A 21,985-nucleotide genomic window follows, 5' to 3' on the forward strand; every position below is an offset into this window, starting at 1 on the left:
GTATAACTTGATAATGATTGATTTGATTATTTGCCGGTGATGTCACTCAGGACGGCAGCCATCTTTGCGCTGTTCTCATCCGTCATGGGGACGAGGGGCAGACGGAGATGACCGTTGAGCATACCCAAGTGCTTCATGGCCATCTTGATGCCCGAAGGATTGCCATCCACGAAGAGAAGGGGGTAAAGCTCCTTGAACGAGTGGTGTATCGGCAAAGCCGAAGTGATATCGCCCCGACGAGCCAAGCGCACCATCGTGCTGAACGCCTGCGGGAAGGCATTCCCGATGACCGAGATCACCCCATCGGCACCCATGGCGATGAGTGGATAGGTGATCGTGTCGTCACCGCTGAGTACGATGAAGTCCGGCTCTCTCTGCTTGATGATCATGTCGATCTGACCGACGATGCCCGAAGCCTCCTTGATCCCGATGATGTTGGGGCACTCACGAGCGATGCGGAGTGTCGTCTCGGGCAACATATTGACCCCTGCACGAGCAGGGATGTTGTAGAGGATGATAGGTAGAGGGCTTGCCTCCGAAAGGGCTTTGAAGTGTCGATAGAGTCCCTCTTGAGTAGGTTTGTTGTAGTACGGACACACGCACAAGAGGGCATCCACGCCCTCCTTGTCCATGGTGAGGATACGGTGGATGACCTTGTTTGTACCGTTGCCACAGACACCTACGACGAGAGGGATACGCCCTTTGTTGATCTCCTTGATGGTGCGGATGATCTCATCCTGCTCCTCGGTGGTGAGTGCAGGCGACTCCGCCGTCGTCCCTATGGCGACGATGAAGTCAGCACCGGCAGTTATCTGTAGTTCGACAAGTTCTCTGAGCTTTGCGTAGTCGACACTGTCGTCCTCCTTGAAGGGGGTGATGAGTGCCGTTCCCATCCCTTTTATTGACTTTGCATCCATTGTGATCCTTATGTTTGTATAGGCACAAAGATAATTTTTTTGCCCTATATTTGTATCAAAAGTTGGCACAAATGGAGATAGGACACAACACCGAAACAAGCGACATCGAATACCTGCACGACGAAGAGCGGATCAATTACCTACCCCTCCTCGTCAGATATATTATCCCACTGATAATCATCACCCTTATCGGAGTGCTCTGGCTCGAGGACTTCATCACCCTTCCCTCTCGGGGGGAGCGCGAAGACATGGAGCATACGATGGTCACGAGCGGTATCAGATACAAGGGTAGCTTCCGCAGGGACTTCAACGACCTCAACGATCTCCAGCTCCAAGCCGCCGAACGCATCGGCATCCGCCCTCTCGAATCACGAGAAGCCCTCGACCCGGTCCTCGGTAAGCTCCGCGAAGTCACCAGCAACGACAGGATACAGATCGACCCCCTCACCCACTCCGTACCCTACCTCGTCCCCAAGGCACACGACCTCCTCAACGAGATAGGTCGTCGATTCGTCGCCCGGCTCAAAGACAAAGGTCTGCCCCTCTATCGTCCGATCGTCACCAGCATCACCCGCACACGGCAAGATGTCAAGCGGCTCCAACGCGGCAATGTCAACGCCACCGACCACAGCACACATCTCTATGCCACCACCTTCGACATCAGCTGGCGCAGATACAAGAAGGTCGACCCCGACGAACCACGTGTGCTCTCGCCCGACGAACTCAAACACGTCCTCGCCATCGTCCTATCCGATCTCAGAGCCGACGGACGTTGTTACATCAAGCACGAGATCAAACAAGCCTGCTTCCACATCACCACACGACCATGAAGAAATAGACTGAAACGAGATAACGAAAGGGACACCCGACATCATCACATCGGGTGTCCCTTTTGTTTTGCCCATGAGACACAAAAAAGTCGTCTGAGGCAATGATCACCTCAGACGACCTGTTTCATCCGTCAGACCACCTTTTTCGGTACTCTCTTATGGCAGGATGATATAGTCCTGTGCCACGATGTGGTAGAAGGACAAGTAAGCCTTGCCACTCTCAGCCGTGCGTTGGGCGATCTTCTGTCGGAATGCCGCTATGCGATCCTCCACCGTGATTGCCGTCTCGCCACGAGACTGTCTGTCTGCACTGCATCCGCCGAGGGGATCGTTGTGCCCTTGTCCCCGGCGTTCTCTGAGACGCTCCTCCCACTTCTGCAAGAAGGTCTCGTCGATGCGTTGTTCCTTGAGCATCCCACGCACGCAGAGCTTCTTTCCCGTACACTTTTCGTGGTCGAAGCCTCCCACCTCACTTCCGTCTATACGTATGACCTGACGACGCTCCGAACCTTTGAGAAACACCTTGCGCCCTGCATGACGACACGCATGGGTACAGAGTCCGTGGACGGAAATCTCCGTACCTGTGGAGGCTTCAGCGTTGCGGAGGACGGTATCCACATCGAGGGTATGACCGTCGGTGTAAGCCGATATGAGGAGTTCGGAAGCATCGGTGGCTGTGAGGGTGGCAGTTGCCGTAGAAGTAGTGTCCATAGTCTTTGTTCTTGTCCTTAAAATAAGTCGTGAAGATTTCAAGCCGGAAAGGGGATGCGAGTCTTTGACACCCTTTTCCTCAGACAAAAATACGGAGGATTATCCATGCACACAATGACAAAAATTAGGCATAATCCCTCCTCTTTCGTCCGTCATCATCACGATAATTGGGTACTGAGAGGATGGATAAAAAATGTGCGAAAAAAGTTTAAGTATTTATTTCCATAGAAATTTGTTTGTTCGGAAGAAAATAACTAAGTTAGGGTTGCAAATCAATAATTGTGAGTAATAAAATTTAGTAATCACCTTGATAAATACATCCAGCTATGACAAAAACATTGACATTCAACGAGCTAAGACGAATCAAAGACTCCCTTCCTGATGGGGCATCTCAGCGTATTGCAGACGAACTCGGTATCAAAGTCGAAACGGTGCGCAACTACTTCGGTGGGCACAACTTCAAAGATGGACGTAGCGCAGGTATCAACATCCAACCCGGTCCCGACGGTGGTATCGTGGAGCTCAACGACTCCACAATCCTCGACAAAGCCAGAGAAATCCTCGCCGAGTACGAAGCGAGCAAGGGTGAAGCCTAAGGCCGGAAGAGCACGGGCAGTGGGGCGATCTTCGGATCCCTTACATAGAATCATCTGAAAAGGTGTATCGCAGTCGAAAGACAGAGCGGTACACCTTTTCTTTTTATCCTCAAGGGGGAATCGATCCTCAAGAGGGGAGGCTCTTTCTCTTGAACTCTTATAAATAGTCACAGATATTCAATCTATTGCTTTTCAGCTATTTGTGTTCTGATTCAATAAAATGAGATTTCATAGAGAATCTTTGGTTATATCGATTTTTGGGTGTATTTTCGGGTGCAGAAACTACACACCCAGACAATATGAATATCAAACGCAATATCATCTTTGCTCTTGAGAGTCGCAAGAAGGCAGGTGTTCCCATTGTGGAGAATGTGCCTATCCGCATGCGTGTGAACTTTGCCTCTCAGCGCATCGAGTTTACTACGGGATATCGCATTGATGCTGTTAAGTGGGATGCAGACAAACAGCGGGTCAAAAATGGTTGCACCAACAAGCTTAAGCAGTCGGCAGCCGAAATCAATCCTTCGCTCCTCGGCTACTATACCGAGATACAGGAAATATTCAAGAAGTTTGAGGTCGATGAGGTGATGCCTACGCCCGAGCAAATCAATGAGGCATTCAATGCTCTGCACAAACCTGCGGAGGAAGAAGTGAAGCCCTCCAAAAAGAAAAAAGCCACAGAGGGCAACGATTTCTATAAGGTCTTTGATGAGTTTGTGCGTGATTGTGGTCGACAGAATGATTGGACACACTCCACTTATGAGAAGTTTGCAGCCGTAAAGAATCACCTTTCGAACTTTCGAGAGGAACTCAATTTCGAGTTTTTCGATGAAAAGGGACTGAACGACTATGTCGCTTATCTTCGTGAGGTCAAGGAGATGCGTAATAGCACCATCGGCAAGCAGCTGGCATTCCTCAAATGTTTTTTGCGTTGGGCTTTCAAACAAGGAGTGCATCAGAACAATGCTTACGACACTTATAAGCCCAAACTCAAGAGCACGCAGAAGAAAATCATCTTCCTGACGTGGGATGAGCTGACGAAGCTCCGAGAGTTCGAAATACCTGCGAACAAGCAGGCTCTCGAACGAGTGCGTGATGTATTCCTCTTTCAATGCTTCACAGGCTTGCGATATTCGGATGTGTTCAACCTCCGCCGAAGCGATGTCAAAGGCGAGCATATCGAGGTGACCACCGTTAAGACCTCGGACAGCCTGATCATCGAACTGAACAATCACAGCAAGGCGATTTTGGATAAATATAAGGATGTAGCTTTTGAAGATGACAAGGTCTTGCCTGTGATTACCAACCAAAAGATGAACGACTACCTCAAGGAATTGGCAGAGTTAGCAGGCATAGATGAGCCTGTGCGTCAGACGTACTACCGAGGTAATGAGCGTATAGACGAGGTCACGCCCAAGTATGCTCTCCTTGGTACGCATGCTGGGCGTCGCACCTTCATTTGTAATGCCCTTGACCTCGGTATCCCTCCGCAGGTGGTTATGAAGTGGACAGGACACAGCGACTACAAGGCCATGAAGCCTTACATCGACATTGCAGACGACATCAAGGCGAATGCGATGAGTAAATTCAATCAGTTATAGCCCTATGAAACAAGAAATACAAGCCATAGACCGCAAGGACTTCGCTCCTATCGTACATGCCATCGGGACAGACATCGAGCAAACTCAGGTGCGCATCGTGGCATCCGCCAATGCCGATATGCTCTTTCACTATTGGAAGGTGGGGCATTTCATTCTTTACCTCCAAGAGAGAGAGGGCTGGGGTGCTAAGGTTATTGACAAGCTCTCGGAGGCTATTCGCTCGCAATATCCCGATAAGAAAGGATATTCGGCTCGCAATCTGCTTTATATGTGCCAATTCGCCAAGGCTTATACATTGGAAGTCTTAGTGCAGCTGGGAGAGGCGGATAAGACATTGGCCAATCCTTCCGTGGAGCAGGTTTTGAAGCAAACGAAAGCCCTCAACGAAATTACGCAACAACCTGTTGCGTTAATTCAAAATGCAAATAATCAGACATTTGAATTAGTGCAACAACCTGTTGCACAATTAGGAGAAGTAGTTCAAACACTATCCTCCATCTATCAGAAAGACATTCAGCAAATAGAAGAACTCTTCAAGCGTTCTGCGGTCGTTCGTACAAATTGGGCGAGCCATGTAATACTCCTCAATAGCAAGCTACCTCTTGGCGAACGCTATTGGTACATCACGCAAGCCGTCGCGAACGGCTGGAGTCGGAACGTGCTGAAAACACAGTTGGATACCAACCTCTTCGCTCGTCAGATTGAGGCGAAGAAAGTAACCAACTTCGCAGTGCGTCTGCCCGAGCCACAGAGCGACCTCGCCAACTATTTGATGAAAGACCCCTACATTTTCGACATCATGGGGCAGACGGAGCAGATGGCGGAGCGAGACATTGAGCATCAGTTGGTGTCGCACATCACTAAGTATCTGCTCGAGATGGGTAGTGGCTTTGCCTTTGTGGCTCAGCAAAAGCATTTTCAGGTGGGCGAACAAGATTTCTATGCTGACCTCGTTCTTTACAACATTCAGCTACATGCCTATGTGGTCATTGAACTGAAAGCAACGCCTTTCAAGCCCGAATATATGGGGCAACTGAATTTCTACATCAATGTGATAGACGACACGCTCCGAGGCGAACACGACAATAAGACTATCGGCTTGCTGCTCTGCAATGGTGGCGATAAGGTTGTGGCTCAATATGCCCTCTCGGGTTATGAACAGCCAATAGGCGTCAGCGACTATCAGCTCACTAAGGCTATCCCCGATAATCTCCGCTCTACCCTCCCCAGCATTGAAGAAGTAGAGGAGGAATTGAATAAGATTGTAGAGAGAGAAATTTAGTAAGATATTTTGTGTTATGATGGAGGATATACAAAAACTCTTATCTAAGTTGTCACACTTGCATAAAGTAGAACAAGAGAGAATTAAGAAAGAAAAGGAGGATGGGAAATGCTTTAATGTGTTTTCTGCACTGAATCTGAGCTCTGATGAAGTGCATTTACATTCACGCTTATTGGCAACATTACTCAACCCCAATGCTGACCATGGATTGGGAGATGTATTTCTTAAATCTTTCTTGGGGACCATAGATTTACCTGAAAACTACATTATACATTGTAAAGGTCAGTTAGTTGAGAGGTATGTAGGAAAGGTAACACAGACTGATGGAGGGCGGATAGATATCATTCTTGAAGATGGAAACCATGCCATCATTATAGAGAATAAAATCTATGCGAGCGACCAACCAAACCAATTGCTTCGATATTACAACTATGGGAAAAAAGAGTTTGGGGAAAACAACTTCAAATTAGTTTATCTTACGTTATATGGTTGCGAGCCATCAGAGATATCATTGGGAGGAGAAATTTTTAATGTTGCCCAACTCTCCTATGGACAAGATGTATTAAACTTGTTGGAGGAGTTTGCACAGTCTCAATCTCCAAAACCAATCCATCGTACTATCCAAGATTATATTGCTATTATCAAACAGCTCACATCCCAAGATATGGATACTGCATACAAAGAAAATGTTATTCAAGAAGCCATTGATAATATTAGTGCAACTTCAATATTACTGCAGCTAAGCGAAGAGATGGGAAAGGAAATCAGAGATAGGTATATATTTTCTCCACTGAATACATGGGCTAAGGACCAGAATATTTCTTATAAGGTAACCGAGGATAATGGAGCTCTACTCCTAGTACCTCAAAAATGGACAAATTATGCGATTCGTATAAAAACAGAGAATAGACATTATTGGGAACGTGTATGGATTAGTATAATTAAGAATTCTAATTCCTTCAATTCGACGGAAGAGAGAAAGCTTGATTGTTTCTCTGACCCTCCCCACGAAGATAATCTCTTTGGTTGGAGCTGGATTTCTGATGATGAGGGGAACAACTGGCATGATCCTGCGCAATATCCACAAATTTGTGAGAAAGAGGTACTTAATTGGATTCAGGATAAAATCAAAGAGATTATCAATCTGACAGAGAATGAGCAGTTTTGAGGGTTCAAAGTTTCCTCGCTCTATTTCGCCTAATAAGCTGTTGCCACTTGTGTTCGCACCAATCGGGGACAGATAAGCCGTTGATGGAGAGGAAGGGCTTTTGCTTTTGGTCTTTCTCAATACAGAGCATCGTGTCTTCCTCCTCGAAGTAGCGTCTGTACATCGAGGAGTAAACCTTGGCTTTGGCTCGCACGGCATTGCCTGTGCGGTACATCTGTGTGACTTGCTCATCTGAGAAGCCCATAAACGCTAAGAGCCTGCGTACATTGAGGAGGGCAAAGAATGGGGGCATAAATCTCTGAATAAAACTCCGCTCCTCCTCGTAGGCTTTCAACTCCTTACGCTGTTATTCCAGTTCCCTGTCCTTATCCTTGAACCTGTCTTGTAGGACGACAATCTCCTTGCGAATGTCGTTCTTTTCTTTTTCGCTGAGGTATTGAGCTTGTTCTGCCTCCTTTTCAAGAGATTCGATACGCTGTTCGGCTTTGTCCAGCTCTGAATTACCAAAAAATGAATAGAGCGTTCCCTTGATACGGAGCTTACCTGCTTTCTTTTCCAGTTGGGCAACATGCTCTTTGAGCTCAGCTTCCTCTGCCTTCTTGTTTTCGGTTGCTTTGACCAACTCTTTGTAATACGCCATGTTCATGCGATGCTTGGCTTCCGAGCCGTGAAGACCTCGTTCTAAGCCGAAGCCGCTCGGGCATAGGTCGTTTGATACTCTTCCAGCTTCTTGGGCGTGAGGACATCATCGGCACAGAGGCGCACCTTGTTTCGCTTGGTCTTGTACTTGCGTTTGCCGTTGTCGGCTTCATCCTTGGCTTTGCGTCTTTCGCCTTGCACGATTGGCACGACGGTGGCGTGGATGTGGGGCGTCTCTTCGTCTGCGTGGAGCGTGGCTGCTACGACATTCTCCGCTCCGAAGGTCTGTCGTAGCCAATCCATCGAAGCCTCGCACCATTCAGAGAGTCGTCCTTCTTTTTCGATGCGGAGCATATCCTCGTGCGAGCCCGAGAGGATAAATCGCAAGGCTCGCACTTGATTGTCGGAGACCTTTCGGTAGATACCTGCGGTCGCTATTCGGTGCTCGATAGCCTGTGTTCGGCTCGTGATATTTTCTGGGAATTGCACCAGTTCCCGATTGAAGCATGTGCGAGAGGCATCGACATTATTCGGGGCGTATGTCCGCTCGATATGAGCGGTCACCCCCGAGTCGTTGCCTTTCGCCTTGTCTATATGTAATAAGACGCCAGTTCGATTTAAGCGCAAGTAGGAAGTTTGGGGTTTCTAACGATTTCAATATTCAGCTCAGGCTTCTTAGGGAGGAAGTTGTAAGCAATCAGCCCCGAGATAAGGTTGGTAAGAAAATTGTTAACACTACGATGTCTGGTATGCTCTATCTGACAGACGTTTTTGAGCATATCATTGACGGTCTCTATGAGAGTTCTTTTTCTTAGTAACACTTTGTCGTAAAGATGCATAAGAGAGTTCTTCATGTTTTTTTGATTCTTGTGATCATGTGAATATCATCGACAAAGAGTTGATCAAAAAGACTTTGGGAGATATAACCTCTATCTCCGATGAGTTTACCGAAAAGCTTCTTGGTGAAAGCCGAGTCCTTAAGGGGTTCTCTGTCATCACAATTGCCCGGAGTGATTTGATATTTGATGATTTCTCCTTTGTCGTTGATGACAATGTGTAGCTTAAAGCCATAAAACCACCCCATGGTACACTTCCCTTTTCGAGCCAATCCTTTCATTGTCTTATGTCCTTGAGCTCGTTTGACATGACAGGCTCTCAGCGGGGTCGAGTCTATAAAAGAGATACCTGTACATTCGCCTAAACAGCACATATTCAGGAATGCGATGAGCTTGTATCCCACTTTACTTTGCAATTCGACAAATCGATTGTAGGAGACAAGATCAGGAAATTCGGATCGACACGAGTGGGTGATATATTGTAGATAAAAAGCCTTGAGATCTCGGTACCTTGAGAGATGAAAGAGTATAAGGATGGTCATTACCTCACCGTCAGACATCCTAGACTTCCTGTTTCTACGCTTTTTACCATCCTTTTCTATACTCTTTTCCTTGATTGTTTGGTCAAAAAGCTTTGAGAAGTCATCTACCATACAAAAAATATCAACTATATTTGTCTTCATAAAGTGGCGTTTTATTTGTGTGTATCACCTTGGTTTTCAGATACTAATACACAAATCATTCGCCACTTTTTCAATTATAACCACAACTATGTTAGGCCGTTAATGTGGTTTGTGAGTTTGTTTCATTCTTCGTTTTCTTACGTCGAACTGACATTTTTTAATACAAGGATTGTCACAGAGATAGAGATAGTTGTCGTAACTTTGGACATCCATTCATCCATAAAAATAAATACAACACAGACTATGAACGTCCTACTCATCAACGGCAGTGCACGTGCCAAGGGGAATACCTTCACCGCCCTTTCGGTCGTCGCAGAGATACTCCAAAGTGAAGGGATAGACACCCACATCATGCAGATCGGCACCAAGCCGATACAGGGCTGTACAGGCTGTGGGCGTTGCAAGACCATCGGACGATGTGTCTTCGAGGACGACTTGTACAACGAAGCTCGTGAGCGTATGCTCTCTGCCGATGCCCTCATCGTAGGATCGCCGACCTACTTCGCAGGCCCCAACGGCAGTCTCACAGCACTCCTCTCCCGCCTCCTCTACTCCAACAGGGATGCCGTCTCATACAAGCCTGCCGCGGCAGTCGTGGTGGCTCGCCGTGGAGGAGCGACGACGACCTTCGACAGTCTCAACAGATTTTTCATGGCGTGCAATATGCCCATCGTATCGTCTCAGTACTGGAACATCATCCACGGTGAGACTCCGGGCGAAGTGCTTCAGGATGCCGAAGGGTTGCAGACCCTACGTGTCCTCGGGCGCAATATGTCCTGGCTCCTCAAAGGCATCAAGGAGGCCGACAGACCTCTGCCTGAAGCCGAACCGAAGGAGCGCACCAACTTTGTGCGTTGATCCCCCCTTGCAATCATCATCCGGAGGGCTTCGGTCATCGGAGCCATCCACCACTTTCTTGTTTCACAGAGACAGACATTTAGGTAAGTACACGTATGTTTGAAGTTTTATTCATCTCACTTTTCATCCTCGGCTATCTCATGATAGCCCTCGAACACCCACTCAAGATCAACAAAGCAGCGACAGCCCTCGTCATGGGTACGGGGCTGTGGGTGCTGTACAGGTATGCCCTCACGGCCTTTGAGCCTGCTGTCAGCTCCGATGGTGTCGTCCCCCTCGTCGAGTCGCGCCTGATGGAGACGGTAGGAGAGATAGGAGAGACGATCCTCCTGCTCCTCGGAGCTATGACGATCGTGCAGGTCGTCGACTTCCATGGCGGATTCAGCTATGTCGCCGACATCGTCACCACACGCAAGAAGAGGACACTGCTGTGGGTCGTGGCATCGATAGCTTTCGTCTTCTCCTCCGTCCTCGACAACATGACCACCACCATCGTGATGATCATGATCCTGAGGCGCATCATAGGAGACAGAGATCTACGACTCTTCTATGCAGGGATAGTCGTCATCAGTGCCAACGCAGGGGGAGCCTTCTCCCCCATCGGTGACGTCACGACGATCATGCTTTGGGTCAACGGCAATGTCACGGCAGGACACCTCATACCCTCGCTCCTCTTGCCAAGCATCTTTACGATCCTCATCCCCCTCATCGTCGTCACCCCTTTCCTACACGGTGAAGTCTGTCCGCCCGACGATACGGAAGTCTCTGCCGAAGAGGCCGCCCTTGCCGAGCTCCAGCACCGCATGACGAGCCATGAGAAGCTCATCATCCTCGCCCTCGGTGTCGGCATCCTCCTCTTCACCCCTGTCTTCAAGGCTGTGACGCATCTCCCCCCCTTCCTCGCCATGCTTGGCGGTCTCGGTGTCCTATGGATGTACACCGACATCTTCTACAGACGCAGACGCAAATACATCAAAGAAGGGCTCATGCGACAGGTCAGCCTCGTCGTACAGACGGTGGACATCGCCACGCTCCTCTTCTTCTTCGGGATCCTCATGTCGGTCAAGACCCTCGAACTCACAGGCATCCTCGGCTCGCTCGCCACAGAGATGGAGATCCTCGGGCTGGAGACACAGAGCTTCCTCATCGGGGCTGCCTCATCCATAGTGGACAATGTCCCTCTCGTGGCTGCATCCATGGGGATGTACAAGATCGATCCCATGTCGGCTCAGCTCTGTGTCGATGGGGAGTTTTGGAACCTCATTGCCTACTGTGCCGGTACGGGAGGTAGCCTCCTTATCATCGGTTCGGCCGCGGGGGTGATCATGATGGGCTTGGAGAAGGTCTCATTTGCATGGTACCTCCGTCGCATCTCACCATTGGCAGTGCTGGGTTACATCGCAGGCTTCGGGATACTCCTCCTCCAGAGCCACCTCTTCTAAACTGACAATACCTTGCCACATAAGGGGCTGTGTCACAATATCCTTGTCGACACAGCCCCTTCTTCACATCCGCCCCCGTATCTCCCACGCACACAGCACCACAAAAAGTCCTTGGATCGTCTCAATCAAGTCTTACGACTTTCGTCTTCAAATCTTACGACCTTCGTGATCAAGTCCTACGACTTTTTTTTCGGGGAGCTGTCAGGCAGGACTCCATGATGGCAAAAGATCGAGACAAAGGAGATGCACGAAAGCACACTCATCGCAAATTTGTGTAAATTTATTAAAGTGGCTTTCTCTCAAAAAAACTATATTTGCACCGAAAATCAGAACAAACACAATTCATTAACAAATCAATCATTACAGACCATGCAGTACATCATCATCACTTTCGCAGTCTTTTTTGCGCTCAGACTTGTGTCGCTCTCCTACTCGATTCGCAATGAGAAACGCCTCATCAGCAAGGGCGGTGTCCAGTACGGCAAGAAAAATTCGCTCCTACTCACCCTCGCACACATTGCTTACTACTTCTCTGCGCTCTATGAGGCTTATGCAAGGGGGATAGAGTTCAACAACCTTTCGGCTTGGGGCGTGGGTGTGATGGCCTTTGCCTATGTGATGCTCTTCTATGTCATCTACAAGCTCCATGACATCTGGACGGTCAAGCTCTACATCGTGCCGAACCAAAGGATCGATACGAGCTTCATCTTCAAGGTCGTACGTCACCCCAACTACTTCCTCAACATCATCCCCGAGCTCATCGGTGTAGCCCTCCTCTGCAACGCCTGGTACACACTCATCTTCGGACTTCCTGTGTATGCGTGCCTCCTTGCTGTCCGTATCCGTCAGGAAGAGGTGGCGATGAAGCACCTTTGGGTCAAGGGCGAATAAGATCTTTGCCCCACAAAAAGCATATTGCAACTCGGTTGCAGGGGTTAATCCTTACATTTGTGATAGGAAGAAAAACCACTTAACAACATCGTCATCATGAGTTGCAATAATCATAATACCCAATCGTCTTGCGGATGTGGCACATCTCACTGCCACACCGGAGACAAGACATCGAAACGAAACGAATACATCCGCCTCGGAGTGGCGACAGCGATGCTCATCATCGGTGTCGCCCTCGGGTGGAATGGATTTACCTGCTGGGGGATATGTTGGTTGCCCAAGGCTTGGTATCTCTTCGCCTACCTCCTCGTGGCCGAACCCATATTCGACTCGGCGTGGGAGCTGTGGAAGAAGGAGAGATCCGTCTTCAACGAACTTTCGCTCATGATCTTGGCGACCATCGGTGCCTTCTACATAGGAGAGTATCCCGAAGCCCTCACCCTCATCATCCTCTATACCGTCGGTGAGATCCTCCAAGACAAGGCGGTGGAGAAGGCTCGTCGCAACATCGGCGACCTGCTCGATGTGCGCCCCGATACCGTCCATGTCCTGCGTGACGGCAAGGAGGAAGAGACACATCCGTCCCAAGTCTCCGTGGGTGAGGTGATCCGTCTGCGTGTGGGCGAACGTGTCTCTCTCGATGGTACACTGTCTTCGTCTATCGCCACACTCGATACTTCGGCACTCACCGGAGAGTCAAGACCTGTGGATGTCTCTCAGGGAGAGATGATCCTCGCAGGATCTATCGTGATGGGATCACCCATAGAGATGACGGTGAGTCGCCCTTACTCCGAAAGTACGCTGGCCAAGCTCCTTCATCTCGTCGAAGAGTCGGGACAGTACAAGTCCAAGACAGAGACCTTCATCCGAAGGTTCGCACGTGTCTATACCCCTATCGTCACAGCTCTTGCGGTGCTTATCGTCACCGTTCCGTGGCTGTGGTCGATGTATGATGGGGGCTTCTACTATGACTTCCACACATGGTTTTATCGTGGGCTGGTATTCTTGGTCACTTCGTGCCCATGCGCCTTGGTCATCGGTGTGCCTCTCGCATACTTCGCAGGCATAGGGAGTGCTTCGAAGCACGGCCTCCTCTTCAAAGGCAGCGTACATCTCGACAAACTGAGACAAATTACCGCCTTTGCGCTCGACAAGACCGGTACGGTGACACGTGGCAATTTTGATGTCACTTCGACAAAGCCGGCAGACGGTGCAGGCGAAGAGACTTTCCGTCTCCTCGTGGCTGTCGAAGGCCACAGCACTCACCCAATAGCTCAAGCCGTGTGCAGATACTTCGGCTTCGAGACGCTTCCCTCGGTGACAGACATCCATGAGGATGCAGGATTCGGGCTCACGGCACGTACCGAAAGCGGAAAGACCATCCTCGTAGGCAGTCCCAAGATGATGGAGAAGCACGGTGTGGCCCTTCCCGAAGGGCTCATCGACGAGACCCACACCTTCGTCCTCATCGCCATCGACAACGTATGGCAAGGGGCTGTCCTCCTCTCAGATACCTACAAGGAGACGAGCACTCAGGCCCTCTCCGCACTGCATCAAAAGGGTGTACGTGAGGTCGTCATCCTCTCAGGAGACCGACAACCCATCGTCGATGAGGTCGCTCGTACCGTGGGTGCTGACAGAGGTATAGGCGGACTATTGCCACAGGACAAGGTCAGAGAGGTGCAAGCACTCATCCGTGCCGGAGAGACCGTGGCATTTGTGGGAGATGGACTCAACGATGCCCCTGTCATGGCGATGAGTGATCTCAGCTTCGCTATGGGAGCCATCGGCAGTGATGCAGCCATCGAAGCTGCCGATGTGGTCATACAGTCCGACGACCTCCTCCGTCTCTCCGAAGGAGTAGACATCTCTCGATTTACGCACCGTATAGTGCTCCAAAACATTATATTTGCATTAGCCTTCAAGGTCATCATCATGATCTTGGCTACCGCAGGGCTTGCCACCCTCACCCTTGCCATCGTTGCGGACGTGGGTGTATCGCTCCTCGTTGTCCTCAATGCCATGAGGGTACTGGGCTTCAGAGTAAAGTAACGACTAAAAATAATTTGTGCCATGTGTGATCATCCCGAAAAAAAGAAAGTGCTGAGCATCAACGAACTTGAAGCTCTCTTCGGACAGGAGGGAGTGCGCCCCACGGCACTCAGAGAGCTTATCTACACGACCCTTGCCCAAGCCGACGAAGCCCTCTCCCTCGGCGACATCGAGGTGCGTCTGTCGACGGTGGACAAGAGTACAATCTCTCGCACACTCCATCTCCTCGAAGGGGTAGGCGTGATCCACCGCATCAATGATGGCACAGGAGCGATCAAGTATGCCGTCTCACAGATCGATGCAGAGGAGCACAACGAGTCTCCCCATGCACACTTCTACTGCTTGCGTTGTGGCAAGACGGTGTGTGTCGAACAGACGACCCTGCCTTCGATCGAACTCCCCGAAGGCTTCACTCCACAAGTATTGGACCTCATCATCCAAGGGGTATGCCCGGCTTGCAACGCTTCGAAAAAGAAATAAGCCCTCCACCCCCTCACCATAAAACAAGTGTGCCACGAGCCATCAATATAAGGCTCGTGGCACACTTGTTTGTCTTCCCTACCTCCGTCCTTAGGCGACTTTCTTTCGAACTTATATAACATTCATATTTTCAGATGATCTAAGAGTTTTTGTATGCCTTGGGCAAATTTTTGGGGATCTTTCTCTTTTAGTTTTGAGATATTTTGGAGCTTCCACTGCACAGATGGAAAGGCGCTGAGATCTCCCACGGGACATAGATCCCATTTGGGGGCACCGTGCTCAAACGACAGCAGAAAGGCTCTATCTCCATCATCTAAACTATCATTCACTTTTTGGATAAGTGTACACCTTGCTTCTTTGTAATCAGAGTAAGAAAAGGGGATTTCTGTCATTCCTCTGAATTGATTTTCAAGTGCTCCCTCTTGATCTACATCGTGAGGAGCAAGGGACTCGATGATAGGCTTATCACTCCCCAATAGTGCCAACAGCAGCCCACCTTTGACGCATCCCCAAGCCTCATCCTTGATGTATTTGCAATCAAAAATATCTCTCGGATGCTGTCGGCTTAATGCCGCAGCAATCTTTCCTCCATAGAGTTGGGAGTATGGAACAAGTCTGGCTTTACAATCAGCCTGAAACTCTTCTCTCGCTTTGGGGCAAAGTGTACGGACATCCACTTCCCCAAGGATACCACGCTTGGTTCCATTTACTTCTATTTTGACCATTGCTCCTTGATAGGCACATTTTAACTTCCAAATATCAGGTTCGTGTACCACTTTAATTCCTGGTATACTACGCTCTATCAAGGCCTTTAACTTCGCCAGATGAAAATTGATTTTGTCCAAACTCTCTTTGCGAGGCTCGATAGGGATATAGGTCAGGTCAACATCTACAGAGTAACGAGGGAGATCTTGGTGAAACAAATTGATGGCCGTACCTCCATGGACGGCAAAATCCTTGATCTGATATACCAGAGGCATGATGCGGATCAGCAATGCCACTTGATGCTTGTACTGTGTATCATTCATAGTCATGGAGTTCTTGGGGGATTGTCATTCGGTATTTGTTGATGTACACCCCCGACTTGACCAACTGTAGTTTGTGTGTGCCTAAGTCTACGTCAGACAGATCCAACTCGTCAAACCAATAGTGGCCTGCCTTTTCGGCCATATAGAGAAAGACCCGTTTGAGTCGGTAGTGTTTGGTGGTATGGAGGAGATGCTGTACTATGTCGGGACGTAGAGTAGTGAGTTGCTCCATTATATAAAACAAGTCCATATATCCGTAATGTCGGGGAGCAAGAAAAAGGCACTCCATAAAGGCTTGTTCGGGGGCAGAGACAAGCAAATCCCAGTCGAGATACTTCAGACTTGTTACTTGAGGTACCAAAAACACCTCTGTCCCAAATGCTCTGAACTCACGGTCAAAGGCCTCTGCCCTCATCCATTGAGGGGTAGTCTCTTGTCTCGAAGTTACCATGAGCAGCGGCTTCCCCATAGGCACATAGTGGTTGAATCCCCACAGCTCCAAGGCTGAATGTGCGGCAACTCTGAAGTCCTTTTTGAGTTGGGTATTGTACGACACCAATGCCCCGAAGGCTGACAAGGAGTCTCCTGTCCTATACATAACCCCTCTGCTCAGTGATGACAGCCAGCCCGAGGAGCGATAACGGTTGATGAGCTGAGGAGAGTACCCTTGTTTGTTCAGCCACGTGGAGAAGTATAAGCCCCCCTTCTGTCCCAATTGGAGCAATTGGTTTATTTTACTCTCTTTTAATATACTCATAGTTTATTTTCTTCAGGTATTCTTCAACTACAAATATATAAACATTCGAATACTCTGACAAAGAAACAGTTTGTTTTTATGAGGTATAATAAACTTATAGTTGATTAGTAAGAATTAAAATAAACCAACAAGGGCTCATCCTCAAAAAAGTCAGATGTCCGACTCTCCGAAAAAAAACTCTAACTTGTTGCATCACCTCAGACAAACTTCTTACATCTCCTTAGGCGACTTTTTGCGGAGGAGCGAAAGGAGGGTTGTCAAACTTTATAGAGATCATATTTGTTAAACATAAAACAGATAATCAGAATTCAATAAATATCATACCTATATATAATATGGAACTATCTCACATAGGGCTCATCGGACTTGCCGTGATGGGCGAAAACCTCGCTCTCAATATGGAGCGCAACGGCTTCCGTGTCTCTGTCTACAACCGTAGCGCAGAGCAGGTCGATAGATTTATGAACGGTCGTGCTGCAGGGAAACGTTTTGCAGGACACAAGGACATTGCCTCGTTCGTGGCTTCGCTGGAACGTCCTCGCAAGATCGTCATGATGATCAAGGCCGGTGCTCCTGTGGATCAGGTCATCGATCAGCTCTTGCCTCACCTCGAAGAGGGAGACATCCTCATCGATGGGGGCAACTCCAACTATATCGACACCGAACGCCGTGTGGAATCTCTCCGAGCAAAGGGTATCCTCTTCGTCGGCTGTGGTATCTCGGGTGGCGAAGAGGGTGCACTCAACGGACCTTCGATCATGCCGGGTGGTGCGGTCGAAGCTCGCCCTCATGTGATGCCTATACTTCAGAAGATCGCTGCGGTGGCGAAGGAGGATGGTGCTCCTTGTTGCAACTGGGTCGGTGGCGGTGGATCGGGACATTTCGTCAAGATGATCCACAACGGGATCGAATACGGTGATATGCAACTCATCTCGGAGGCTTATTTCATCATGAAGAAGGTGCTCAACTACGACAACGACCACATGGCGGACATCTTCGCCACTTGGAACAAAGGTGTCCTTGAGAGCTACCTCGTGGAGATCACTTCGGACATCCTGCGTCGTAAAGACGAGGCAACGGGTACACACCTCATCGACATCATCCTCGATGCCGCAGGACAAAAGGGTACGGGCAAGTGGTCGGTGATCAATTCGCTCGAATATGGCATCCCTCTCAACCTCATATCGACAGCGGTCTACGAGCGTAGCATCTCTGCGCTCAAAGGCTTGCGTACCGAGGCTACAGAGCTGTACAACCTTCACCTCGTGCCACTACCGTTTACGGGAGAGCCCGTGAAGAAGATAGAGACTGCTCTCTATGCATCCAAACTCGTGTCTTATGCACAAGGCTTCCAACTCATGGCGGAGGCTTCGGCGGAGAGGGGCTGGGACCTCAACCTCAGCGATGTGGCTCGTCTGTGGAGAGGGGGATGTATCATTCGTTCGTCTTTCCTCAACAAGATCGCTGAAGCCTATGAGCGTAACGCTCAGCTCCCACACCTCCTCTTCGACGAATACTTCAAGAGCGAGATGATCAAGTCCCTCGAAGACTGGCGTGAAGTCGTCTCACTGGGTGCTCGTGTGGGTCTGCCGATACCGGCATACAGTTCGGCCCTCAACTACTTCCATTCTCTCACGACGGCTCGACTCTCGGCCAACATGATACAAGCGCAGAGAGACTACTTCGGTGCGCACATGTTCGAGAGGGTAGACAGACCGAGGGGAGAGTTTTTCCACGAAGATTGGGTCGGTCTGGGCGGAGATGCCGAGAGCACTGTCTACACCGTCTAAAAGGTATAAAACACAATCTATGACATTGACAACAAGAAATATACAGCCGATAATGCCGAAGTCCCTGATCCTCGTGATCTTTGGTGCTTCGGGAGACTTGACGATGCGCAAGTTGGTGCCCTCGCTGTACCAACTCTTCATCAAGAACAAGATGCCCGAGCGTTTTGCCATCGTGGGGGCTGCCCGCACGGCTTACACCGATGAGGCATACAGGGATTATCTCTATGACAAACTCAAGGAACACTTGCCCGAAGAGGTATTCACCGAAGAGGTGGCAAGGGACTTCCTCCGTCATCTGTACTACCACGCCATGGATCCTGCCGAAGTGGGAGATTACGACGGCTTCAAGGATCGTCTCGAAAGTCTCGACAAGGAGCTGGACAATCCTCGCAACTATGTCTTCTATCTCGCGACGCCTCCTCGCCTCTACGGTATCATACCTCAGCACCTGACATCCGTGGGACTCAACGAGGGCAATGCGCATGGTACGGAGGAGATCCGTCGCATCGTCATAGAGAAGCCTTTCGGTTACGATCTGGAGTCTGCGCTGGAGCTCAACAAGGTATATACCTCTTCGTTCGAGGAGGATCAGCTCTACCGTATCGACCACTTCTTGGGTAAGGAGACAGCACAGAACATCATGGCTCTGCGCTTTGCGAACGGTATCTTTGAGCCCCTCTGGAACCGCAATTACATCGATCGTATCGAAATCACGGCGGTCGAAAACCTCGGCATCGAGGGACGTGGTGGCTTCTACGACGAGACGGGAGCACTCCGAGACATGGTACAGAACCACCTCGTACAGCTCCTTGCTCTCACGGCGATGGAGCCCCCTGCGGTCTTCAACTCGGACACGTTCCGTGATGAGATCGTCAAGGTCTACCAATCTTTCAGACCCCTCAAAGACAAACAAATACATGAGGAAGTCATCCGTGGACAGTACACGGAATCGATGGTCAATGGCAAACAGCTCAAGGCTTATCGAGGGGAGGACAAGGTCGATCCCGAGAGCCGTACGGAGACTTATGTCGCCATGAAGATGTATGTCGACAACTGGCGATGGGGCGGAGTACCGTTCTTCATCCGTACAGGTAAACAGATGCCGACGAAGGTGACGGAGATCGTCGTCCATTTCAAGGGCACTCCACATTCGATGTTTACGCCCGACTGTACCGACTGTCATATCCCTAATGTCCTCACCATACGTATCCAACCCAACGAAGGTACGGCACTGCGTTTCGGCATGAAAGTACCTGGATCAGGCTTCGATGTCCAACAGGTATCGATGGACTTCTCCTACGATAAGCTCGGCGGCGTACCCGTCGGTGATGCTTACTCGCGTCTCCTTGAGGACTGTATGAAAGGTGATCCCACGCTCTTCACCCGAAGCGATGCCGTCGAGGCTTCGTGGAAGTACTTCGACCCCATCATCAAGGCTTGGAAAGAGGACGAGACGATCCCTCTCCACGGTTATCCTGCTCGTACGTGGGGACCGAAGGAGGCAGATGCACTCATGCCCGAAAGGCGATATTGGACCAACCCTTGTAAGAACCTCACCGATACCGACCTCTACTGCGAACTATGATGCCCGGCTACACCTACCGTCCCGGTCCGCAAGAAGTGGCAGAAGCCCTCTCGGAGCGTATCATCCGTCTCTACGATGATGCGTCGTCATATCCGTTCAGCATAGCCCTCAGTGGCGGATCTACACCCAAGGTGCTCTTCGACTACTGGAGGGCTCACCCCGAGGTGCTCCAAGAGCGAGACATACACTTCTGGTGGGTCGATGAGCGTATGGTGCCCGTGGAGTCGAAGGACAGCAACTTCGGCAATGCCCTCAGGGCGGTCTTCGATCCCATCGGTTATGATTCCGACAAGCTTCACCCGATAGCCTATGTCGAGGGACAAAGCATCGACGAAGCCGTGGCGAAGTACAATTCAGAAGTCGAAGCCTTCAAGAAGGAATACGCAAAGCCGGAGCCTTTCGACCTCGTCATCCTGGGTGTAGGCGAAGACGGACACACCTCTTCGCTCTTCCCGGGTCAAGAGCTTTACGACATCGACAAGGACTTCTTACGCTCGGTACACCCTGTCAATGGTATAGAAAGGGTGGCACTCTCTTACGAAGGCATCCGCCGTGCACCGAAGTGTATCTTCCACGTCACAGGAGCATCCAAGACAGACAGACTCGCCGAAGTCATCTCACTCGCCGTGGGTAAGACTTCGGATATCGAGACAAGACGTCTGCCTGCGGCTTATGCCATGCGCATAGCACAGAAGGCTGAGATATTCACGGACATCAAGCTCCCCACTTCGAGGAAGAGAGGTCTGTCCTCTCACCTCCTCAGTGGGATACTCAATCCCTCTTTGCTCTGGCTGTCGGTACTGCCCATACTGTTGGCCGAGAGCGAAGGGTTCGGTCTTTGGGGACTCACGCCACACCTCTGCGCTGCGGGACTCCTCATACTCTTTGCGGTCATACAGAGCCTCTTCAGGATCAACTACCGCAGTCTCTATGCCCATCTGCCTCTTCTGCTTCTCATTCCGTTTCACAAGGTCATTCTTGTGCGCCTTATGGAGGGCATGATGTCTCTTTCAGGGAACTATTCTACACCTCTCCTTTTCGGTCTTATTGTCGTGGCAAGTATCTGGGGCATCTCCTCGATACGCACCTGCGAACTATCCAAGCATCCCACCTGCCGTGAGCTCCTCTTCTCACACCGACTCATGGGTGCAGTCGCAGCACTTTACCTTCCGCTCTATATCGTCTTATCAGGCCATACATGGATGGATGGAGTGCTCCCTGCCCTCCTCATCGTATCGGTATGGGCGACGCACACACTGCGCATCCTCGGACGTGCACGACGAAGAGCCCGCACGACGATCCCTACATGTATCGAAAGTCGCCAAGAGGTACGCGTAGCCATCATACGAGGGCAAGAGGTGTGGCTCACGCCAAACCCTTGTACCGATCGTGAAGAATGCCGAGACTATGATCTCCCTTTCTCTACATTCATCAGATCCGGCGAAGATCGTCAGACCGCCTTGGATCGTCTCAAAAAACGTCTGCCGAAAGGGCATAACCCAAAGTTTTTGCTTCGTTACAACTCCGATGACAACGACGGTGGCCATGTCGTCTACCTCTACGTCATCAATCTCGGCACCGAGTGTCCTCCTCCCGAAGTGACCGTAGGGGGCGAGTTTTGGTGTGCTCGAAGGATCAACGAGGAGATCAACAAAGGTATGCTCTCTCCTGTCTTCAAAGAAGAGTATCAGTACCTCAAGCACACGATCCTCCTCGCCAATTCGATCGTCTCCAAGCGCAAGTGCGGTGCGTGACGAAGCACTCCCCCTCAAACAACATAGCATACAAAAAGGTGTCTGTCCTGTGTCAAACAAGACAGACACCTTTTTTTCGTGGTAC

General features: G+C 50.0%; 20 protein-coding genes and 1 pseudogene. 13 read left to right on the forward strand and 8 right to left on the reverse strand.

All coding sequences use genetic code 11. The annotated features are described in order from the left end of the window. Positions 1-26: 26 nt before the first annotated feature. A complete protein-coding gene (gene dapA, locus EL262_RS07080) occupies positions 27-917 on the reverse strand; it encodes a 4-hydroxy-tetrahydrodipicolinate synthase (protein ID WP_025838248.1) in 891 nt (296 codons plus the stop codon). 71 nt (positions 918-988) lie between these two features. Between dapA and EL262_RS07085 the strand changes: the two genes are divergently transcribed. Beyond that, positions 989-1,747: a DUF5715 family protein gene (locus tag EL262_RS07085; protein ID WP_234983440.1), complete on the forward strand. Its 759-nt coding sequence runs from the start codon at positions 989-991 to the stop codon at positions 1,745-1,747. A 156-nt stretch (positions 1,748-1,903) separates the two neighbouring features. Here EL262_RS07085 and EL262_RS07090 read toward each other — a convergent pair whose 3' ends face one another. Then, positions 1,904-2,458 carry a hypothetical protein gene (locus EL262_RS07090; RefSeq protein WP_025838244.1) on the reverse strand — a complete coding sequence of 185 codons (555 nt, stop codon included), beginning with the start codon at positions 2,456-2,458 and terminating at the stop codon, positions 1,904-1,906. Between the two features lie 326 nt (positions 2,459-2,784). On the opposite strand from EL262_RS07090, the gene EL262_RS07095 reads away from it, so the two are divergent. The 4 genes from EL262_RS07095 to EL262_RS07110 all read left to right on the forward strand — a co-directional run bounded on the left by EL262_RS07095 (position 2,785) and on the right by EL262_RS07110 (position 7,105). Further along, a complete protein-coding gene (locus tag EL262_RS07095) occupies positions 2,785-3,054 on the forward strand; it encodes a hypothetical protein (RefSeq protein WP_025838242.1) in 270 nt (89 codons plus the stop codon). Between the two features lie 299 nt (positions 3,055-3,353). Continuing rightward, positions 3,354-4,655, forward strand: a complete 1,302-nt coding sequence (locus EL262_RS07100) for a site-specific integrase (protein ID WP_025838240.1) — start codon at positions 3,354-3,356, stop codon at positions 4,653-4,655. A gap of 4 nt (positions 4,656-4,659) precedes the next feature. After that, on the forward strand, positions 4,660-5,937 hold the full coding sequence (locus EL262_RS07105; protein WP_078735901.1) for a PDDEXK nuclease domain-containing protein: 1,278 nt from the start codon (positions 4,660-4,662) through the stop codon (positions 5,935-5,937). Positions 5,938-5,953: 16 nt separating this feature from the next. Beyond that, on the forward strand, positions 5,954-7,105 hold the full coding sequence (locus EL262_RS07110) for a PDDEXK-like family protein (protein ID WP_025838238.1): 1,152 nt from the start codon (positions 5,954-5,956) through the stop codon (positions 7,103-7,105). A gap of 4 nt (positions 7,106-7,109) precedes the next feature. Here the strand turns inward: EL262_RS07110 and EL262_RS10260 are convergent, their stop codons facing one another. The 4 genes and pseudogenes from EL262_RS10260 to EL262_RS07120 all read right to left on the reverse strand — a co-directional run bounded on the left by EL262_RS10260 (position 7,110) and on the right by EL262_RS07120 (position 9,263). Next, complete coding sequence (locus EL262_RS10260) at positions 7,110-7,439, reverse strand: hypothetical protein (RefSeq protein WP_234394723.1); 330 nt, start codon at positions 7,437-7,439, stop codon at positions 7,110-7,112. Positions 7,440-7,451: 12 nt separating this feature from the next. Next, on the reverse strand, positions 7,452-7,745 hold the full coding sequence (locus EL262_RS10265) for a hypothetical protein (RefSeq protein WP_234394722.1): 294 nt from the start codon (positions 7,743-7,745) through the stop codon (positions 7,452-7,454). 41 nt (positions 7,746-7,786) lie between these two features. Further along, complete coding sequence (gene mobV / locus EL262_RS10270; protein WP_234394721.1) at positions 7,787-8,308, reverse strand: MobV family relaxase; 522 nt, start codon at positions 8,306-8,308, stop codon at positions 7,787-7,789. Positions 8,309-8,361: 53 nt separating this feature from the next. Next, positions 8,362-9,263, reverse strand: a pseudogene (locus EL262_RS07120) (IS982 family transposase). 243 nt (positions 9,264-9,506) lie between these two features. Here EL262_RS07120 and EL262_RS07125 point away from each other — a divergent pair. The 5 genes from EL262_RS07125 to EL262_RS07145 all read left to right on the forward strand — a co-directional run bounded on the left by EL262_RS07125 (position 9,507) and on the right by EL262_RS07145 (position 14,986). Next, positions 9,507-10,121, forward strand: coding sequence for a flavodoxin family protein (locus EL262_RS07125; protein WP_025838759.1), 615 nt, complete (start codon positions 9,507-9,509; stop codon positions 10,119-10,121). Positions 10,122-10,216: 95 nt separating this feature from the next. Then, on the forward strand, positions 10,217-11,563 hold the full coding sequence (gene nhaD, locus EL262_RS07130; RefSeq protein WP_025838757.1) for a sodium:proton antiporter NhaD: 1,347 nt from the start codon (positions 10,217-10,219) through the stop codon (positions 11,561-11,563). Between the two features lie 369 nt (positions 11,564-11,932). After that, the gene (locus tag EL262_RS07135; RefSeq protein ID WP_025838755.1) at positions 11,933-12,454 is read left to right on the forward strand and encodes an isoprenylcysteine carboxyl methyltransferase family protein; all 522 of its coding nucleotides are present in this window, start codon (positions 11,933-11,935) and stop codon (positions 12,452-12,454) included. Between the two features lie 96 nt (positions 12,455-12,550). Continuing rightward, positions 12,551-14,506: a heavy metal translocating P-type ATPase gene (locus EL262_RS07140; protein ID WP_025838753.1), complete on the forward strand. Its 1,956-nt coding sequence runs from the start codon at positions 12,551-12,553 to the stop codon at positions 14,504-14,506. Between the two features lie 21 nt (positions 14,507-14,527). Next, positions 14,528-14,986 carry a Fur family transcriptional regulator gene (locus EL262_RS07145; protein WP_025838751.1) on the forward strand — a complete coding sequence of 153 codons (459 nt, stop codon included), beginning with the start codon at positions 14,528-14,530 and terminating at the stop codon, positions 14,984-14,986. 122 nt (positions 14,987-15,108) lie between these two features. Here the strand turns inward: EL262_RS07145 and EL262_RS07150 are convergent, their stop codons facing one another. Both EL262_RS07150 and EL262_RS07155 read right to left on the reverse strand, forming a co-directional pair. Continuing rightward, on the reverse strand, positions 15,109-16,014 hold the full coding sequence (locus tag EL262_RS07150; protein WP_025838748.1) for a nucleotidyl transferase AbiEii/AbiGii toxin family protein: 906 nt from the start codon (positions 16,012-16,014) through the stop codon (positions 15,109-15,111). Beyond that, positions 16,007-16,771, reverse strand: coding sequence for a type IV toxin-antitoxin system AbiEi family antitoxin domain-containing protein (locus EL262_RS07155; protein WP_078735889.1), 765 nt, complete (start codon positions 16,769-16,771; stop codon positions 16,007-16,009). The genes EL262_RS07150 and EL262_RS07155 overlap by 8 nt, the downstream gene beginning before the upstream one ends. A 326-nt stretch (positions 16,772-17,097) precedes the next feature. Here EL262_RS07155 and gnd point away from each other — a divergent pair, with 326 nt between their 5' ends. From gnd to pgl, 3 genes are read left to right on the forward strand one after another with little or no spacing between them, the layout of a single operon-like run. Beyond that, entirely contained in the window at positions 17,098-18,561 is a 1,464-nt protein-coding gene (gene gnd / locus EL262_RS07160) for a decarboxylating NADP(+)-dependent phosphogluconate dehydrogenase (protein ID WP_420874823.1), read from the forward strand. 52 nt (positions 18,562-18,613) lie between these two features. Further along, the gene (gene zwf, locus EL262_RS07165) at positions 18,614-20,146 is read left to right on the forward strand and encodes a glucose-6-phosphate dehydrogenase (RefSeq protein ID WP_025838743.1); all 1,533 of its coding nucleotides are present in this window, start codon (positions 18,614-18,616) and stop codon (positions 20,144-20,146) included. Continuing rightward, positions 20,143-21,900 (forward strand): 6-phosphogluconolactonase, encoded by a 1,758-nt coding sequence (gene pgl / locus EL262_RS07170; RefSeq protein WP_078735890.1) that lies wholly within the window; start codon positions 20,143-20,145, stop codon positions 21,898-21,900. The genes zwf and pgl overlap by 4 nt, the downstream gene beginning before the upstream one ends. Positions 21,901-21,985: the final 85 nt, after the last annotated feature.

The organism is Porphyromonas cangingivalis, from assembly GCF_900638305.1.
Taxonomy (GTDB): domain Bacteria; phylum Bacteroidota; class Bacteroidia; order Bacteroidales; family Porphyromonadaceae; genus Porphyromonas_A; species Porphyromonas_A cangingivalis.

What these genes read in the sequence shown, in the direction of transcription:
- nhaD (WP_025838757.1), top strand. Translation starts at nt 10,217, where the DNA reads ATGTTTGAAGTTTTATTCATCTCACTTTTCATCCTCGGCTATCTCATG.
- zwf (WP_025838743.1), top strand. Translation starts at nt 18,614, where the DNA reads ATGCCGAAGTCCCTGATCCTCGTGATCTTTGGTGCTTCGGGAGACTTG.
- EL262_RS07140 (WP_025838753.1), top strand. Translation starts at nt 12,551, where the DNA reads ATGAGTTGCAATAATCATAATACCCAATCGTCTTGCGGATGTGGCACA.
- EL262_RS07090 (WP_025838244.1), bottom strand. Translation starts at nt 2,458, where the DNA reads ATGGACACTACTTCTACGGCAACTGCCACCCTCACAGCCACCGATGCT.
- EL262_RS07125 (WP_025838759.1), top strand. Translation starts at nt 9,507, where the DNA reads ATGAACGTCCTACTCATCAACGGCAGTGCACGTGCCAAGGGGAATACC.
- EL262_RS10265 (WP_234394722.1), bottom strand. Translation starts at nt 7,745, where the DNA reads ATGGCGTATTACAAAGAGTTGGTCAAAGCAACCGAAAACAAGAAGGCA.
- dapA (WP_025838248.1), bottom strand. Translation starts at nt 917, where the DNA reads ATGGATGCAAAGTCAATAAAAGGGATGGGAACGGCACTCATCACCCCC.
- EL262_RS07105 (WP_078735901.1), top strand. Translation starts at nt 4,660, where the DNA reads ATGAAACAAGAAATACAAGCCATAGACCGCAAGGACTTCGCTCCTATC.
- EL262_RS07095 (WP_025838242.1), top strand. Translation starts at nt 2,785, where the DNA reads ATGACAAAAACATTGACATTCAACGAGCTAAGACGAATCAAAGACTCC.
- pgl (WP_078735890.1), top strand. Translation starts at nt 20,143, where the DNA reads ATGATGCCCGGCTACACCTACCGTCCCGGTCCGCAAGAAGTGGCAGAA.
- EL262_RS07085 (WP_234983440.1), top strand. Translation starts at nt 989, where the DNA reads ATGGAGATAGGACACAACACCGAAACAAGCGACATCGAATACCTGCAC.
- EL262_RS07110 (WP_025838238.1), top strand. Translation starts at nt 5,954, where the DNA reads ATGATGGAGGATATACAAAAACTCTTATCTAAGTTGTCACACTTGCAT.
- EL262_RS07135 (WP_025838755.1), top strand. Translation starts at nt 11,933, where the DNA reads ATGCAGTACATCATCATCACTTTCGCAGTCTTTTTTGCGCTCAGACTT.
- EL262_RS07145 (WP_025838751.1), top strand. Translation starts at nt 14,528, where the DNA reads ATGTGTGATCATCCCGAAAAAAAGAAAGTGCTGAGCATCAACGAACTT.
- EL262_RS07155 (WP_078735889.1), bottom strand. Translation starts at nt 16,771, where the DNA reads ATGAGTATATTAAAAGAGAGTAAAATAAACCAATTGCTCCAATTGGGA.
- EL262_RS07100 (WP_025838240.1), top strand. Translation starts at nt 3,354, where the DNA reads ATGAATATCAAACGCAATATCATCTTTGCTCTTGAGAGTCGCAAGAAG.
- EL262_RS07150 (WP_025838748.1), bottom strand. Translation starts at nt 16,014, where the DNA reads ATGAATGATACACAGTACAAGCATCAAGTGGCATTGCTGATCCGCATC.